This window comes from Castellaniella sp., from assembly GCF_034007085.1.
Lineage (GTDB): Bacteria > Pseudomonadota > Gammaproteobacteria > Burkholderiales > Burkholderiaceae_B > Castellaniella.
The window spans coordinates 1-3,188 of record NZ_JAVERO010000190.1 but is presented as its reverse complement, the minus strand read 5'-3'; the positions used below and the strand labels follow the sequence as shown (position 1 = coordinate 3,188).

Sequence of the window (3,188 nt, the reverse complement as noted above, 5' to 3'; positions counted from 1 at the left end):
GCGATCGGGGGGCGAACACGGCATATGGAGGCGTTTCATGCGTTTCGGACCACGCACACGGATCGGGATCCGCAGTCTGCTGATGGCGGGCGCCAGCCTCTGGCTGGCGGGCTGCGCGAACATCGCCGCCACCCCGCCGGGCACGCCACTGGCCCAGGTCACAGCGCAATTCGGCGCGCCCACGCTGCGCTGCGTCGATCGCCAGGGCCGCGACCGCGTCGTCTGGTCGCAGCAACCCCTGGGACAGTCCGCCTGGGGCGCCACGGTAGATGCGCAGGGCCGTGTCCAGGGGATCGAGCCCATCCTGACCGATGCGCATTTCCAGATCCTGAAACAAGGCGAATGGACGGCGGACCAGGTGCGCTGCGAATTCGGGCCACCCGCCCTCGTCGATACGGCCGGCCTGCCCCATGTGCGCCAGGTGGTCTGGAACTACCGCTACAAGCAGGATCACGTCTGGAATTCGCTGATGTACGTGTTCATGGGCCGCGACGGCGACCGGGTGACGAAGCTCCACCCGGGGCCGGACCCGATGTATGACCGGGACAGCCAGTTCCCCCGATTCTGAAGCCGCGCCACCGAGGGGCATGGGGACCATCGGCAGGGCCAAAAAACAACACCCGCTGATTCATGCAATGAAATCAGCGGGTGTTGGGCATTCACTGGCGGAGACGGAGGGATTCGAACCCTCGATGCGGGTATAAGCCGCATGCTCCCTTAGCAGGGGAGTACCTTCAACCACTCGGCCACGTCTCCAGCAAGACCGGCATTCTAGCACAGGACGTGGCGCGCACTGCTCAAAGCGCGCGCCACGTCCGGGGACGGCTCAGGCCTCGGCCTGGACGGATTCCTGGTCCAGTTCGAAAGCCTTGTGCAGGGCGCGCACGGCCAGTTCCATGTATTTGTCGTTGATCAGTACCGAAGTCTTGATTTCCGAAGTGCTGATCATCTGGATGTTGATGCCTTCCTCGGCCAGGGTGCGGAACATCAGGCTGGCGACCCCGACGTGGCTGCGCATGCCGATGCCGACGATGGAGACCTTGGCGACCTTGTCGTCGGACACGATATCGCCGGCGCCCACGGCCGGGCCGATCTGGTCGCGGAGCAAGTCCAGGGTGCGGGCGAAGTCGTTGCGGTTGACCGTGAAGGAAAAGTCGGTCATGCCCTGCTGGGAAATGTTCTGCAGGATCATGTCCACATCGATGTTGGCCGCAGCCACGGGCCCCAGGATCGAATAGGCGACGCCCGGGGTGTCGGGCACGTTGCGCAGGGTGACTTTGGCTTCGTCGCGGCTGAAAGCGATGCCGGAGACAACGGCAGTTTCCATTTTCTGGTCTTCCTCGAAAGTGATGAGCGTGCCCGAGTGCATTTCCTCGTCGACCGGAATCAAGGGGTCGGTGAGCGAGGACAGAACCCGCAGCGGAACCTGGTATTTGCCCGCGAATTCGACGGCGCGGATCTGCAGGACCTTGGAACCGAGCGAGGCCATTTCCAGCATTTCCTCGAAGGAAATGACGTTCATGCGGCGGGCTTCGGGCACGACACGCGGGTCGGTGGTATAGACGCCGTCCACGTCGGTGAAGATGAGGCATTCGTCCGCCTTCATGGCGGCGGCGACCGCCACGGCCGAGGTGTCCGAACCACCCCGGCCCAGGGTGGTGATGTGGCCTTCGCCGTCAATGCCCTGGAATCCGGTGACGATCACCACGCGGCCCGAGTCCAGGTCGGCGCGGATGCGAGTGTCGTCAATGGAAAGAATCCGGGCCTTGGTGTAGGCGCTGTCGGTGCGCACCGGCACCTGCCAGCCGGCATAGCTGCGGGCGGCCACCCCCTGGCGCATCAGGGCGATGGCCAGCAAGGCGCTGCTGGCCTGTTCGCCGGTGGCCGCCAGCATGTCGAGTTCGCGCAGGTCGGGCTGGGGGGAGATTTCCTTGGCCAGGCCAAGCAGGCGGTTGGTTTCACCGGACATGGCCGAGGGCACGACGACGACCTGGTGGCCGGCGGCGTGCCATTTGGCGACCCGCCGCGCGACGTTCTGGATGCGCTCGACGGAACCCATCGAGGTACCGCCGTATTTCTGGACGATTAGCATGATGCCTTGACGAAGGTTGAAGCCTGGCGCCGGACCGGGCGCGCGCGAACCGGGACGGGTCAAAGACCCACAGCACCCCGGCAAAACGAATTATTCTACCTGGGTTTTGGATACGCAGAGAACGCGGCCCCGCCGCACCACGATCCAGATGTCCTCATGGCGCAACTGGACGGCCCGGTCATGCCCCAGAGCATGGACGCCGCGCAACTGTCGCAGCCAGTTCCGAAGCCGCGCTTCGGTCGGCATGCGCAAGCCCAGGACCTGCAACCAATGGCGCAGCACGGCCACCTGGCGCGGCGCAGGCAGCGCGCGCCAGGCCGCCAGCGAAAACGCCCGGCCATCGGCCGATGGTTCCAGCGCCGGCCAGTCCTCGCGGGCCGCCGCAGCCACCCAATCCGACAGGTCCCGCGCCTGCCGCGCATGGCGGGCCAACGACCGGCGCCAGGCGGGCCAGCGCGCATCCAGCAGCGGCGCCAGGCTGGTGCGCAGTGCCGCGCGGGCATAGCGGGCATCGTCATTGCTGGGATCGCTGACAGGCTGCCAGCCGCTCAATGACTGGAACCGCCGGGCGCAGTCCAGGATCGCGGCACGGGGCTGGTCCAGCCAGGGCCGGACCCAGACCAGACCGTCGCGTTCCATCACGGGGCGCATGGCGGCCAGGCCCAGCGGCCCGGCGCCGCGCAGCAGGCGCAACAGCACGGTCTCGGCCTGATCATCCTGATGGTGGGCCAGCAGCAGGCACCCGACCCCGGCCTGGGCGGCCAGTCCGGCCAGGCCCGCGTAGCGGGCATCCCGGGCAGCGGCTTCCATGCCGCGCCCATCGACATCGACGGCCACCCGGCGACTGTGACAGCCGACCCCCAGCAGGCCGGCCAGCCGATGCGCCTGGATCAGCCAGTCATCGGCCCCAGCCTGCAGGCCGTGATGGATATGGAAGCAGTGCAAGCGCCGTCCCAGGCGACGCGCCACGTGGGCGGCATGCAGGGCCAGCATGGCGGAATCGGCCCCGGCACTGAGCGCCACGCCGATGGCGGTCTGCGCGGGCTGCGCCGACAGGACGGCGTCCAGCGCCCGCAGCAGCGCCGGATCGAGCGCC

3 protein-coding genes and 1 tRNA gene are annotated in these 3,188 nt (G+C 67.3%); 1 reads left to right on the top strand and 3 read right to left on the bottom strand.

Going from position 1 to position 3,188, the window contains the following annotated elements; translation table 11 throughout:
* Nucleotides 1-82: 82 nt before the first annotated feature.
* Nucleotides 83-568, top strand: a complete 486-nt coding sequence (locus tag RBR29_RS11470) for a hypothetical protein (protein ID WP_320349402.1) — start codon at nucleotides 83-85, stop codon at nucleotides 566-568.
* 95 nt (nucleotides 569-663) lie between these two features.
* Here the strand turns inward: RBR29_RS11470 and RBR29_RS11465 are convergent.
* The 3 genes from RBR29_RS11465 to tilS form a co-directional block, all read right to left on the bottom strand.
* Nucleotides 664-756 (bottom strand) — tRNA-Ser (locus RBR29_RS11465).
* Between the two features lie 70 nt (nucleotides 757-826).
* Complete coding sequence (locus tag RBR29_RS11460; protein WP_320349400.1) at nucleotides 827-2,095, bottom strand: aspartate kinase; 1,269 nt, start codon at nucleotides 2,093-2,095, stop codon at nucleotides 827-829.
* Between the two features lie 87 nt (nucleotides 2,096-2,182).
* Nucleotides 2,183-3,085: a tRNA lysidine(34) synthetase TilS gene (tilS, locus tag RBR29_RS11455; protein WP_320349398.1), complete on the bottom strand. Its 903-nt coding sequence runs from the start codon at nucleotides 3,083-3,085 to the stop codon at nucleotides 2,183-2,185.
* Nucleotides 3,086-3,188: the final 103 nt, after the last annotated feature.

What these genes read in the sequence shown, in the direction of transcription:
- RBR29_RS11470 (WP_320349402.1), top strand. Translation starts at nt 83, where the DNA reads ATGGCGGGCGCCAGCCTCTGGCTGGCGGGCTGCGCGAACATCGCCGCC.
- tilS (WP_320349398.1), bottom strand. Translation starts at nt 3,085, where the DNA reads ATGCTGGCCCTGCATGCCGCCCACGTGGCGCGTCGCCTGGGACGGCGC.